The 13,058-nt window shown below is 37.3% G+C and carries 13 protein-coding genes; 1 reads left to right on the top strand and 12 read right to left on the bottom strand.

Translation table 11 applies throughout. The features are described from left to right. Positions 1-855 precede the first annotated feature (855 nt). The 8 genes from MKX83_RS04045 to MKX83_RS04010 form a co-directional block, all read right to left on the bottom strand. Positions 856-2,106, bottom strand: a complete 1,251-nt coding sequence (locus tag MKX83_RS04045) for an FtsW/RodA/SpoVE family cell cycle protein (RefSeq protein ID WP_341054208.1) — start codon at positions 2,104-2,106, stop codon at positions 856-858. Next, positions 2,103-2,534 carry a PadR family transcriptional regulator gene (locus MKX83_RS04040; RefSeq protein WP_322910160.1) on the bottom strand — a complete coding sequence of 144 codons (432 nt, stop codon included), beginning with the start codon at positions 2,532-2,534 and terminating at the stop codon, positions 2,103-2,105. The genes MKX83_RS04045 and MKX83_RS04040 overlap by 4 nt, the downstream gene beginning before the upstream one ends. Before the next feature lie 2 nt (positions 2,535-2,536). Beyond that, the gene (locus MKX83_RS04035; RefSeq protein WP_340977815.1) at positions 2,537-3,082 is read right to left on the bottom strand and encodes a sigma-70 family RNA polymerase sigma factor; all 546 of its coding nucleotides are present in this window, start codon (positions 3,080-3,082) and stop codon (positions 2,537-2,539) included. Between the two features lie 418 nt (positions 3,083-3,500). After that, on the bottom strand, positions 3,501-3,989 hold the full coding sequence (locus MKX83_RS04030) for a GNAT family N-acetyltransferase (RefSeq protein ID WP_341054204.1): 489 nt from the start codon (positions 3,987-3,989) through the stop codon (positions 3,501-3,503). Between the two features lie 158 nt (positions 3,990-4,147). After that, positions 4,148-4,639: a DUF3291 domain-containing protein gene (locus tag MKX83_RS04025; protein ID WP_095370607.1), complete on the bottom strand. Its 492-nt coding sequence runs from the start codon at positions 4,637-4,639 to the stop codon at positions 4,148-4,150. Between the two features lie 484 nt (positions 4,640-5,123). Beyond that, positions 5,124-6,419, bottom strand: a complete 1,296-nt coding sequence (locus MKX83_RS04020) for an IS110 family transposase (protein ID WP_341054155.1) — start codon at positions 6,417-6,419, stop codon at positions 5,124-5,126. 475 nt (positions 6,420-6,894) lie between these two features. After that, on the bottom strand, positions 6,895-7,659 hold the full coding sequence (locus MKX83_RS04015) for an HAAS domain-containing protein (RefSeq protein ID WP_322910169.1): 765 nt from the start codon (positions 7,657-7,659) through the stop codon (positions 6,895-6,897). A gap of 14 nt (positions 7,660-7,673) precedes the next feature. Next, entirely contained in the window at positions 7,674-8,000 is a 327-nt protein-coding gene (locus MKX83_RS04010; RefSeq protein WP_095370623.1) for a PadR family transcriptional regulator, read from the bottom strand. Between the two features lie 294 nt (positions 8,001-8,294). Here MKX83_RS04010 and MKX83_RS04005 point away from each other — a divergent pair, with 294 nt between their 5' ends. Next, on the top strand, positions 8,295-9,245 hold the full coding sequence (locus tag MKX83_RS04005; protein WP_341054201.1) for a lytic polysaccharide monooxygenase: 951 nt from the start codon (positions 8,295-8,297) through the stop codon (positions 9,243-9,245). 153 nt (positions 9,246-9,398) lie between these two features. Here MKX83_RS04005 and MKX83_RS04000 read toward each other — a convergent pair whose 3' ends face one another. The 4 genes from MKX83_RS04000 to MKX83_RS03985 are packed head-to-tail and all read right to left on the bottom strand — an operon-like array spanning position 9,399 to position 13,057. After that, positions 9,399-10,001 (bottom strand): YIP1 family protein, encoded by a 603-nt coding sequence (locus MKX83_RS04000; RefSeq protein ID WP_341054197.1) that lies wholly within the window; start codon positions 9,999-10,001, stop codon positions 9,399-9,401. Positions 10,002-10,056: 55 nt separating this feature from the next. Next, on the bottom strand, positions 10,057-11,250 hold the full coding sequence (locus MKX83_RS03995; protein ID WP_095370625.1) for an ABC transporter permease: 1,194 nt from the start codon (positions 11,248-11,250) through the stop codon (positions 10,057-10,059). A gap of 2 nt (positions 11,251-11,252) precedes the next feature. Next, positions 11,253-11,939, bottom strand: coding sequence for an ABC transporter ATP-binding protein (locus MKX83_RS03990; protein ID WP_095370626.1), 687 nt, complete (start codon positions 11,937-11,939; stop codon positions 11,253-11,255). After that, positions 11,936-13,057, bottom strand: coding sequence for an efflux RND transporter periplasmic adaptor subunit (locus MKX83_RS03985; RefSeq protein ID WP_341054195.1), 1,122 nt, complete (start codon positions 13,055-13,057; stop codon positions 11,936-11,938). Before MKX83_RS03985 ends, MKX83_RS03990 begins: the two co-directional genes overlap by 4 nt. Between the last annotated feature and the right edge of the window lies 1 nt (position 13,058).

The raw sequence follows: 13,058 nt of genomic DNA, 5'->3' as shown, positions 1-13,058 counted from the left end.
TTGTTTTACTTTTATTGAACGATCTTTATTAACTTACTGTCTTATTGGTCATTAAATGAATACAAATAATTTTAACGACAAGATACTCCACTTTCTTTTTTGAGGAATGTCGGCAGATTCAAAACAATTTTTGCAATCTAATTTAAACGCACTAATTTTTTTCAGTCTAATTTGTGTGACTATCTCTCTTCGTTAGCTCAAAGGGTCTTTAAGTATTGTGTCTCGAACCATATATAGTTTTTTTGCCATTTCGACTTAGAAATCAACCATTACATATTTCTTCTTAACTACTACCGGAGAGTCGAGAAATTGTTACCTCTTTTTTGTTAAAGGATTGAAGTAAGGGCAGTCAATTTTATTGTTGCGGATTTACGAGATGTTAATTTCAGTGACGCTGATCTGTCCACCAGTATATTCTTGACCCAAATGCAAATTAATTCGACTAAAGGTGATGTAAAGACAACATTATCCTCTCATATACATCGAACTTCTCATTGGATTAATTAATTTTGTTCATGTTTGTTTGAAAGAGCCTTTTTGAAGATTGTTTTACTATCAGTCTTATTCAAGAAAATTGCGCTTTATTGGAAGAACATACTACAGTAAAGATCAAACTTATTTATAAAAATTGTATAATACTTCACAAAGAAAAAGCCCATTTTGATCAATCTTTATTTCAAAATGGGCTTTTTAAGTTAACGCAAAATATGGATTTCGAGATATTTCTTGATCAAACTTTATACCAAACCGCGAAATAGAAATCAGCCTGTATCAAAGGTTATTTTAATCTAAGATACAGGCTTTCGATTTCAATATGTGTTTTAATAAAGTATTTGGTAACGGTTATACACTAAATTAATTTACTATTGTAGGTTCGACAATATCTTTTCTTCGATAAACGTTCAGAATAAGGCCTAGTAGTGCAGAGTAAACTAGCAACATGCTTCCTCCATAACTAATAAACGGCAAGGGAACTACCATGATTGGGACGATTCCAAGACCCATTAGAATGTTCCAACAAGCGGGAACAATAAATAATGCAGCCCCACCGATTGCTAATAATCTGCCGAATACATCCTTTGTTTTAAAAGCATTTAATGAAATCCGCAAAATAAATACAAAGAGAAGTAGACAAAGGATCATTCCGAATGCCCAGCCAAGAGAATAGACAAGAAATGGGAATACCAAATCTGTATGTGCTTCAGGGAGCTTTAGATCATTGTAAAGTCCCTTGCCGAACCAACCAGCCTCTGAAAGGATATCTTTCAGTGGTATGAGTGTATCAGAGAGAAAGCTATTAGGGAAATAAAGGATCATTGTACTAATGAAAATGATACCTATAAGCAAATTACCCACGGCTACTTTAATGGCAAATTGTTTATGAACATAAGAAAAAACATACATCGCTAATACGCAAAAAAAGTATATTATACTATACATAAATTGTGGGACCATGATGTAGAGAAGGACTGGAGTCCAAAATAGGAATAATAGCATTCCTTGTTTTTTCCAACCCTTAAACTCATTGATTTTGGCAAAAATGCCGGCCCACGCTAAGAAAAATAAAAATAAGGTTATAGCTGGACCATCAATCGTCATACCCCCGAAAGAAATCCATCTTTTGGCTCCGTTAACCTCCATACCAACTAAAAAAGTTGTAAGAAAAAGGATTAAGCCACCTCCATAAAAATACATCCACAAATTTTTCAGTTTCCTGTAATCAAAGAATAGAAATCCTACGAGAGCAAGAATTGCAAGCACGAGCCAGACTACTTGTTTTTTCATTAAAGAAATGCTTGGTTCTGAAAAACCACCAATCAGTGGAAGAAAACTAACCCCTGCAAGAATAACAAATAAAACAATAAGGAGCCAATCCATTCTCGGTTTATGAAGATGATTCATGTTTTTACCAACGGTAGAGGGATCTCCCATTTCCTCCATTGCCTTTTTATCCGCATCCTTTATAGATACTCCTCTCTCTTGAAAGGATTTGCTGAGCTCTTCCATATGATCACTAAGCTCCTTTTTGATCATACTGTGAGCTTCCTTGGATTTCACTTGAGAGATGACTTTACTTAAATATTCCTCAAATTTGGAAGAACTCATAAAGAAGCCTCCTCAATTAAATAGTTCAGTGATGCGCATTGTTTAGAACCTCTATGCTCCCAAGAAGATACATATTTTTTTCCTTTCGTAGTTAGGGAATAGTATTTCCTGTCTTCAATCCATTTTGAAGTAATGATTTTCTTATTTTCAAGTAGATGTAAAAGGATATAAAGCTGGCCTTCATTGCTTTTGAAGCTAAGCTCATTTTTACGAAATAGTTGGGTGGAAATATCGTACCCATGCTTTGTTCCATCTTGCAGTGACTCTAATATATTTTTAAGGGTTTCTACTTTCCAATTATGTAGTTCTAGGTGAGATTGTTTCCTACGGATCGTTTCTTTCACCGCATTTTTTCTCTCCTCGGAAAAAGAAAGACCTGCAAAATCTTTTTTTATAGAATTCTTTAATTTATAGAATGGATCGCCCATGATTAAACCTCCTTTTTCATCTTGTTCTTTAATAATTCTCTGGCATGCTTTAATCTAGTTTTTAATGTATTACTATTGACACCCGTAATCTTGCTGATATTTGCTAATGAAAGCTCCTCGTAGTAATGTAAAAAGGCAACTTCCCTGTATTTTACTGGTAAATCCATCACAGCACTTGTTAAACTGTCCGCTACATTTCTTGAGATTATTTCCTCTTCCACATGTTTTGACTTGGATGGGATATGGTCCCAAATTTTATCGCTGAATTTTATTTTGCGATAATGCCAACTACGCAAGTAATCCTTACAATGATTAATGGCAATTCGATATAGCCACGTTTTTATTGATGACTTATGATTAAACTGACCTAGTTTTTCATAGCACTTAATAAATATCTCTTGCGTTAAATCCTCAGCTGTCGTTCGATTCTTCACATATGAAAAAACAAGATGCAGTACATCATCGCTGTAATTATCCATTAATTGGCCGATAATTTGTTCAGTATTTTCTATGTCATCAACATTTATTGCTATTTTTTCATCAGCCATCTAAGCTTCACCCCTATCACCCATTTTAGACGAAGCAAGTATCATTTTGGTTTGGAAAAATTTAAAGGAAAGTAAAGGAAATATTTAAGTTTATATTGGAATTGAAATTTTAAAGAGTATGAACTAACGATGTTTTCATCAAAATTCATTTCAAAGCAACACGTGCAGTTATGTGTGATTGAAAGTGGCTTGAATTAGAGGGGAGATAAACACATGATTGAATTACGAAAAATCAACGGGGATAAGATGAAGTAATAGCACTTGAAGTTGCAGAAAACGAGAAAGAACCTATATTAGAAACTACTATCTTAGATGCTTCTCATTTGGTTTCGTAGATACAGGAATCATTCTATGTTGGCGATTAAAAATAGAGACTTGAAGAACCAACCAACTCCTACGACTTCGTATGGTAGCTGCTCTATTTTGATGAGGAAATACAACTATATTTAAAAACACTAATGAAATAGTCTTCTTCTGGAAAATCGCCTATATATTCTAATCCATTCCTCAAATAAAATTCTTTTAACTTCTCATTACCAGCCCAACAATCTAAATATAGAGTTTGGTTTAATCCTTTTACAAAAGAACAAGTAAAGTCGGTTATTGCGGAACCAACATTTCTTCCTTGGAATTTGGGTAAAATAGCAATTTGAGATAAGTATTTACTTTCTTCATCAACTGTTAAATCATTGATATAGTCTATATCATTAATACAAAAGGTTCCTATTATTTTATTATGTTTTAATAATACATAAGAGTAGTTATTTTTTATTTGGTTCTGTATTTTATTCTTATCCCAAGGATATTCCCATTGATGAATCCCTTTTTGTTGTAATTCCAATGTAGCCTCATTCAATATAAATACCACCTGCTCTAATTCCTTTAACTTAGCTAATCTTATTTCCATCTACTTTTCAATCCAATCTTTTAATATTACAATAATTAGTCCTAAAAAAAGACACGTTGCACAATAAACGCACCCTTTAATTGAATAACTAAAATCTTCATTGTTCATAAGACTTAATTTTGTTAAACTAAAGCACCTGTTTGTTTAAGTGGAACACTTCACAATTCTCTCCTAAGTGAGCCCTCGTTACTAATCATGATCCTCTCCCCTTTTTCATCAAATGCATGCTTAAAATCAAATGCAAAAGGAGTTGGGCCATGCTGAATATAATAGTTATATCTCTTAAATGCTTCCTCCCATGAGACATCCTTCAAGTTTTCTGTCCACCAAACTACATAAGAAAGGTGTTTCTCTGGATATTGCTCCATCCATTTGCTTCTATCCCGTAATGCTTGTATATGCTGTCCCGAATAGGTAAAGCGATATAAGGATTGAAGATTTCTCCATACCGTAAGAGTAAGAATAGGAGAGCCCTTTCCCTTTACAGTTTCTTCAGGGAAAGGGACTCCTTCAGGTGAAAATGCCTCTATAAGTCCTGATTTAGTTGCCTGACGATATACTCCATTTCCAACTTGATAAAATTCACGAGAGGTAGGGTGGTCATAATGATGGTTTAGCCTACCAACAGTATAGATTGACACTAATGCCATAAACAGCCCTCCATCTTATAGTCTTTTTATAGATATATTCAAGTGAAAATATAGAAATACCTTCTTCCACTAACCTCCCTCAATAAACAAACACTTATCTCTTAATTACGCAGTTTTTCACCGTATTGCTATCTAACTTGTTTTACTTTACAGATTTGATTAGAGTGAAAAGTACACAATCAAGCTGTTTACGAAGAAAATGAGCGCAGGAAACTAGCCAACCTTCGGTTGATTCCCAAAAGTTGGATAAATAGGTATGTACGCACCAATGGATGTCCACATCTCTTATGGAGGTCTACCCTCCCAAGTCTCACAGAGTCTACGCTCCTACATTCCTTCGTTCAACCTTTCCATAAGGTGGATGTCGGTCATGCTGCCCCACAGGATCTAAGTCCTTACGTTAGTTGCGTTGCCAACTAATCCCATGCTGATTTTGTCTGTTCATCTTGTTAAATCTATTGGTTAATCGTTAGTTTAATAGTGATTAAGCTGCTATTTGTTCTTGGATAAATGCATGCATATGAGGGATGTCCTTCAACATCTTCTCCTCTTGAAACACAAACTGTTTCTTACCAATAGAGAATAGTATACGGATGAGCTTATTACACAAGGCAATTAAAGACTGCATCTTTTTTAACGGATTGTCAGGTCTCATTGTGTAGTAATAATGTAGGGCTTTAAAGGCTTTGTTCTTGGCTACTAGAATCATAGATGCTCGGAATAACAATGCTCGTAATTTCTTTCGACCACGTTTGGTTATTCTGGTTCTCCCTTTATGCTGACCTGATGTATTTTCTTTTAAGCTAAGTCCAGCCAGTTTAGTTATCTGGCGAGGATGATTGTATTCACTCAAATCGCCTACTTCAGCGAAGAAACCCGCCACTGTATCACGGCCAATTCCTGTTATTTTTAACATTTGATCAACGCCTGGAATATCTTGAAGTAGTGTATCCAGAGTTTGGTCAAGCTCTTCGAACTTTTTTTGAATGAGTTCATACTTTTGAATTAACGTTCTTAACTCCATTTTAGCCATCATGGCACCCTGACGGATGCCAATCGAGCGATTGGCTGCTTCTTTTAAGGCACGAATCTTCTTAATCCCTATACTGCGCTTCACTGCTTGCCTAAGGTATTCTAGTAATTCTTCTTCTGTATATCTCACCAGTTCTTCCGGTAATGCTTCCAGCTTTAATAAATGAAGAGCTGCCTTCCCTTCCCAACTTTTAAAAACGGTAAAGAACTCTGGAAAATATCGATCAATCCAGTTGTGTATCTGTCCTTGCACTATTTGTAAGTCTACATTTAATAGATCACGCAATTTCTTAGCCACACGCAGTTCTGCGAAAACTCCTTGTGGTATCGTTGGTTCGGAGTATCTACCATCTTTGACTAGTTGTGCAATGACTTTTGCGTCTTTAACATCATTTTTAGTTGGAGAATTATCGTCTAGTTCCTTACTGTGCTTGACGTGTAAGGGGTTGACCGCGACGAACTTAATCTGTTCCTCCTTTAGAATATGAGCTAAATTAAGCCAATAATGGCCTGTTGGCTCCATTCCAGTAATGACAGACTCCATTTTGTATGAATCTTTTATTTGATTAATCCAATTAATAAATGTCCTAATTCCTTCTTGAGTATTATCAAAAAAGCAAGTAGAACCTAGCTCTATTCCACGATAATCTTGTGCTCTAGCTACATGATGATGTTTGGCAATATCAATACCAATGATTAAGGTTTTTGATGTAATTTGAGCTATTTTATGATTTTGGTTATAATTCATTTTGAGACCTCCGAATAGATATTTTGTCCCTTTTAGCTAGCCGGCTTAGGACACATTTATCTTATCAAGAGGTCTTTTTTCTATCAAATTTCATTTTCACTTATTACAGGAATGCTGCCCCTTATGTGACATAAGAAAGGAACAATACCATTAATCAAGTATGCCCCCGTTAGATGAAATAGAATTATTCACAATCTCCTACCTCCCCATTTCTGGATGGAAGCTTTCCTTGAGAGATGGTATGAATTGGAATGAAGCTAAAAAGCTTTATTGTTCTACTAACTTAATAGCTTCAACGTTTTTAGACTTAACACTATAATTTTGCTCTAGACTTTAATTCTCCAAATTGAGTAAATCTAATCTTTTCGCTATACTCCTGGGTTGCTCTTAATGTTAAACTCTCTTGCCTGTTTCTAAGACCTGTTGCGAATAGAAAGAGTGAGTATGCCTAACAAAATAAATCATTATTAGTACCTCATTCACTTCCTTGCTGCTTCTTCTTTTCCTTTGCAAAAATATAAAACAAGTACAGTCCAATGAGGCTATAAGTAATGAACATGCCAATAATTAGCTTACTTGATTCAGATAGCGCCGTTTGCTTAAGTAAAATATCTGGTAAGAACAGTGCGAGTAAAACAACTGGAATAATGATCGTTTTGCTCCATATGGAGAAGGCGATGATGAGTATGAATACAACGCTCCCCAACACAATACTGCCGATTTCTCCAAAGTTGACGATCGGTGTGTCTATCATTGTATCCAAAAATAGGACTAATAGATAAAACAGCATGCTAACGATGATTGGTAACGATAAGATGATTATTTCCTTTGTGACGGATGTCTGTTTTCTTGATGTATATTTGAATACAATGGAAACACCCATAATAAATAGGATGGTATAAACAATGATTCCAATGATATTAAATAGACTATAAGCGAGTACTCCATTATCAAGTAAATCTCCGAATATGGTAAAAGCAATCGGTCCCAGCAAGACAAGTGGAAAGTACTTTGCCCATGATGCAAGATCTGATTTCATTTCACCTGAAATACTCTCCATATAGGCACTTGGGGAGTCTCCTACAATTTGGTCAATCGATTTACCATTTGCTTCTGCTTCTATTAGATGATCTTCGAGTTCTGTAGTAATCTCCTTAATTTCGTTGAGGTTTTTTCCACTTGATAGTAAATAGATATGCAAGTCCTCAAGAAATTTTCTACTCTTCTGTGTTAATGCCATTTTTTCCACCTCCACTATTCCATTTCTTTTTTTAGGACGGCATTGACGCTTTTCTCTAGCTGTTGCCACCTCAAGATAAATTCTGCTAATGCCTGCTTGCCTTCTTTTGTAAGAGAATAATATTTTCGCTGCGGTCCAGCTGTCGATGCTCTGCGAACAGAAGTGACTAATCCTTCTCTTTGCATGCGCATGAGTAGCGGATAGATCGTCCCTTCACTCACCGCATCAAAGCCATAATCACCTAGCCGTTCAGCCATTTCATAGCCATAGCACTCTTTACCATCAATAATCGCTAACAGACAGCCATCGATAATTCCCTTCATCATTTGTGTTTGCGACATTTCTTTTCCACCCATTTCACTATCTTGTTTTACAAGGTATAGGAACAGTATAAAAGATACTATCTTGTAAAACAAGGGTTATAGTATTTATTTTTCAATAAAAGCGTCTCTAACTCAAACGTTTGTTAAACCATTACCCTTGTTCCCTCTATCTATACAGATATCAATTGGATATTATATTACAAAACTTGGGCTATCGTATCTAAATGAAAAATTAGGTCCTTCTGACATTTATTCATAACCAATAGAACGATACACTTTTAGTACGTTCAATTATTAAAGGAGATGAAGGATATGAATGGAAATAAAAAACGGTACCTCAGTGGGGCGATACTTATGACTGCCATGCTTATGGCTCCAGGTGCAGCATTCGGACATGGTTATGTCGAGCAACAACCTTCTCGTGCCCTTTTATGTGCACAAGGTGTCAATGAAAATTGTGGCGGAGTTCAGTATGAACCACAATCAACCGAAACAACAAAAGGTTTTCCTGAAGCAGGTTTAGAAGATGGCCAATTTGCTTCTGCCAATGGGATATTTCCTGAATTGGACGAACAATCCGAAACGCGATGGGCAAAAGTCGATATGGATGCAGGGGAGCAAACATTTACATGGCATTTGACTGCTGCTCACTCAACAGCCAAATGGCATTATTACATAACAAAAGAAGATTGGGACCCTAATGCACCCTTAACACGAGATCAATTTGAATTAACCCCTTTCTTTGAAGAAAATGATCATGGGGCAGTCCCAGGCTCAACCGTTTCACATGAAGTAACCGTACCTGCGCGTGAAGGCTATCATGTGATCTTAGCTGTATGGGATGTGGCGAATACAAGCAATGCCTTTTATCATGTGATTGATGCCGAATTCTCTGGTGTAAGTAATATACCTACACCCGAACCTGATCCTGAGCCAATACCTGAACCGGAAGAACCAAGCACTGACCCAGAACCCGAAACGCCTATTGAAAGCGATACTTGGCAGACAGACACTATTTATGTAGAAGGGGATCGTGTAATTTATAACGGTTTAACATATGAGGCACAGTGGTGGACAAAAGGGGATCAACCTGGTATATCGAGTGTGTGGCAACTCATCAGCGAAGCGGAAAACCGTGAATGGAATAGCGAAGTCATTTACTATGGTGGTGACCAAGTACTGTTTAATGGGCAACTTTATAAGGCTAAATGGTGGTCAAAAGGGGACGTGCCAGGTGAATCTAGTGTCTGGGAAGAAATTTAAGTAGGTGAATCACTTATTGCTCTCCTAATTAGACAAGAGAAGTTGTGTGGGCATTTCTCATTTGCCCACACTTCTTTTTTCATTTGGCGAAACCGCCTAGGTAGACATCTCATTCCTCTTATCTATCAGCTTACCACCGTCTCTCTTCCTTCATTATGGGAGGATCGTTATAATGAAAATGAAAAGAACATAAAGACTAACCATTATCCACGCCCACATTCTCCTAATTCCAGCTGTATATTGAAGACCTATACCTACGAGTATAAGTTCCCATATAAAGAATACTTCGAGTAAATGTAGCGGACTTGACACGTCACTGTTAAACAAATAACCAATACTTGTTATCTTAATTAAGCCATCACTACCAACTAGAGCTTGAATAATGACATTCAAGACATTACCAAAAGTCGTTACAATGACAATATATGTATACATGGAAAATAATTGTGTAAAGGTTGCACCTGTTTTGACCACTTTTGTTACGACCCAAATTATTAAGCTCACAACTGTTATAAAAAATATGGGACCAAATAAACTGGCAATAGAGATTGGTACGATACTTAGCCACATACCTCCCATTTCACCCAAACCGACTTCAGAAAATATACTGGATTCTACGTAAAATGCACCGAAAAACATATGGATAAAGGATAAAATAAAGACGATAAATAAGGCACTTTTCACCTTTGGTGTTTGCTTTAACTGTTTAAAGAGCATAGACGGCTCTGATACTAGTGCTTTTAAATCGTTCCACATCACGGTTCCTCCTCTAACAAAAAGAAGTGCAGCTTATCTACTACACTTCTTCTAATTATTCATAACGCAATGATTCAATAGGGTCGAGCTTTGATGCTTTACTTGCAGGTAATATCCCAAAGATGACACCGATTAGCATAGAGAATAGCATGCCTCCAGCAATGACTTGCCAACTCATGAGAGACGGCCAACCCGCAAATAGACTAATTAATGTTGTCACACCCCAACCAAGCAGAATACCGACTACACCACCAATGAAAGTAAGTGTAATTGACTCTATGAGGAATTGAGTTAATACTTGCTGTCTCGTTGCGCCTAACGCTTTTCTTATGCCAATTTCACGCGTACGCTCTGTGACAGAGACAAGCATGATATTCATGACGCCAATTCCACCGACAAATAATGAGATCCCGGCAATACTACCAATAATCATCGTCATAATTGTTGTGACCTGACCGAGTCCTTCAGCGATTTCTTCCATATTTAACACTTGGTATGCTTCTTCCGTGTTATAGCGACTGTTCATTAGAGAGACTGCTTTCTCTCCTGCCTGCTGTAGATCATCTGCCGAATCAGTCTGTAATGTCACTTGCGATATATCACTACTGCCATAAATCGTTAACCAAGTCGAACTAGGCAAGTATACTTCCATACTACCGAAGGAGAAAATCCCTGTTGGTTTTTCTAGCACACCAATAATTTCAACCGGTTGAGCACCAAGGCGAATCACCTCACCCACTGCTGCTTCTCCTTCAAATAGCTCTTCCTGAAGTGATTGACTAACAATAACTGCCCGTTTTCCACTTAAGAAATCTGCTGTTGTAAAACCTCTTCCATCTGATAGATTTAACGGGTTCAATTGAAAATAAGATTCGTTAATCCCCATTAAAGTTGCTTCTATCTGCTGATCTCGAAACTGAACAGGGCCGAATTCTAAGCTTGACGCAACGACCCTTTTCACTTCATCAATTTCCTCTAAAGCGCGAATATCCTCTTGTGAAAAAGCCGAGGCATACAATGCATTGGGATTGGCCATTATCTCTTCATCTGACGGTTGATAAAATAAATCAACCGTATTTCCCGGGCCTGTGAGTTGCGATTTCAACATGGCTTCCCCGCCCTGGCCAATAGCAACAACAATAATAACAGAGCCAACACCGATAATGATCCCTATCATTGTAAGAATGGAACGCAGCTTATGTGCCATTAACGAACTAAGTGCCATTTTTATACTTTCAAGAAGGCTCAAAGTCATCGCCTCCCTACTTGGCGCTCATTTTCGACAATGATACCATCGCGGACGAGAATTCTACGACTCGCATAAGCGGCGATTTCCGGTTCATGTGTTACCGTTACAATCGTAGTACCTTCTTTATTTAGTTGGGTAAAAAGTTCCATAATATTTTCACTCGTTTTTGTATCGAGCGCGCCAGTCGGTTCATCAGCCAAGATCAACTTCGGTTCATTCACAAGTGCACGGGCGATGGCTACCCGTTGCTTCTGTCCGCCTGATAACAAACTCGGAAGCTGTTCCATCCGGTCTTCTAAACCTACCTTAATGAGCGCCCGCTCAGCTTTAGCCATTCTTTCCTTCTTATTCAGACCACTATAGATCATCGGTAGTTCAACATTTTTTAAAGCAGTCAGCCTTGGTAGTAAGTGAAATTGTTGAAAGACAAAACCAATGGACCGATTTCTAATTTTCGCTAGTTCCACTTCAGAATATTGCGATATATCTTCACCGTCTAGTTGATAGGTTCCATTCGTCGGTCGGTCTAGACAACCAATAATATTCATTAATGTCGATTTTCCAGAACCAGATGGTCCCATAATTGCGAGTGACTCTCCATTTTCAATCGTTAAGTCAATGCTTTGTAAAATATCGACCATTTCATCGCCTATCTGGTAAGATTTTGTGATTTCTCGTAAATGAATCATTCGACTTCCACTTCCAAGCCATCACTCAATTCATCAGAAGGATTAGTAATCACATCATCTTCAGCTGTTAAACCATCTAATATCTCTATCTTTTCACCAGTGGCAACGCCTACACTCACGTCTTGACGATGAGCTTTTCCATCTTTTAAAAGATATACATAAGATTCACCATCGGCAGATAACACAGACTCAGATGGGACAGTAAGTGCCTTCTTACTACTTGTCTCCACTTCAATAATTAATTGGAATCCTGTGCGCAGTTCAGTAATATCATCTTCAATTTCAACTGTCATTCCATATTGCGCTGGGGTCGCATCACCAGCAACAGACTGGTTGTTTTCATCTGGCATTAAACCGATGAAATTAACCTTCCCCTTCCATTCTTTATCAGGTAATACATCTGTGCGAATTGTCGCTTTCATCTCTTTCTCGACCTTTAAAGACTCAAATTCTGATAAAACCCCTCGGGCTACCATTTCATCCGTATTACCAATATGGATGACTGGCTGCTGAGTCATTGAATCCGTTGGTTGGTCTTCATTCACTTGTAAAATTGTTCCGTCTAATTTACTTTTTATCTCTAAATCTTTTTGTTGTGCTTCAATTTCTTTCTTTTCTAGAAGTAACTGACGAACATCTAAATTTGCCATTCTTAAATCTAATTGCAGCTGATCTCTTTCCGGTGCTATTTGCTTAGCGGCTTCTTTTTTGCCGACTTGATCACGCAATTCATTTTCTTGGTCTGAGAGTCGATCTAATTGTTTGTCCACTTGATTGATTCGTAAATAACCAGATTCAATCTGTAAACTCAACCTTTCAAGCTCCATCGCCACTCGTGTATCATCATACTTGGCGACAGCCGTACCTTTTTCAACAGCATCGCCTTCCTTTACAAGGATTTCAGCAATTTCTTCGCCTTCTACACCAGGATACACTTTCTGTTCATTTTTCAAAGATAATGTACCTGGCACAATTAACGTATCTGTAATTACTTCATTCTCAACATTTGCAGTCGTTACAGAAGGTCCTTTCGCAAAAGCTTGATGATAGACGCTTGCGCCTATCATCACCAAAACTACACTTACCACTCCAACAATGATCCAAGTTTTTTTCTTCATA

Source organism: Cytobacillus sp. FSL M8-0252 (genome assembly GCF_038007345.1).
In the GTDB taxonomy this organism is placed as follows: Bacteria; Bacillota; Bacilli; order Bacillales; family Cytobacillaceae; genus Cytobacillus; species Cytobacillus kochii.
Note: the sequence above shows the minus strand (reverse complement) of the source record. Positions and strands in the feature narration are given on the sequence as shown.